At 34.4% G+C, this 421-nt stretch carries 2 protein-coding genes; both read right to left on the reverse strand.

The features are described from left to right. A partial coding sequence (locus ERX27_RS11545) for a hypothetical protein (RefSeq protein WP_243715892.1) occupies nucleotides 1–86 on the reverse strand: 86 nt, incomplete at its 3' end. A gap of 266 nt (nucleotides 87–352) precedes the next feature. Beyond that, the coding region (locus ERX27_RS11550) for a hypothetical protein (protein ID WP_243715893.1) at nucleotides 353–421 on the reverse strand (69 nt) is incomplete at its 5' end.

Below are 421 nucleotides of genomic sequence, written 5' to 3' on the forward strand. Positions count from 1 at the left end.
ATCGTTGTTACTGCATGTGCTTTCATTGGTGTATGCTGCTCAGCCGCGTTCGAGACTTGCCATAATCCCAACACACTAAAAAGCAAAACGAGCCATACACTTGTTTAAAGTAATAAAGCTTTCATTTCGTTCCCTCCATTAACTGTCATACACCAATATATTATCATAATCCTTATATTAAAATGATTGATTTTATGTAAATTATTTATAAATTACATTTAATATCGAATTATTTTACACATTTCAATCAAGCCGGTTCAATCTAACAACAGCCATTTCCCACCAATTACATAAAAAAGCACCCGATAAAGTCGTCTCGCAGCAGTGCCGAACTTTATAGGGTGACTCTCATTTATATTGTATATATTGGCGTTGGAATAGCTTTATCCGTATCACATAGCAATACTTCTTTTTCCGTATC

Source organism: Macrococcus brunensis, assembly GCF_004359615.1.
Taxonomy (GTDB): domain Bacteria; phylum Bacillota; class Bacilli; order Staphylococcales; family Staphylococcaceae; genus Macrococcus; species Macrococcus brunensis.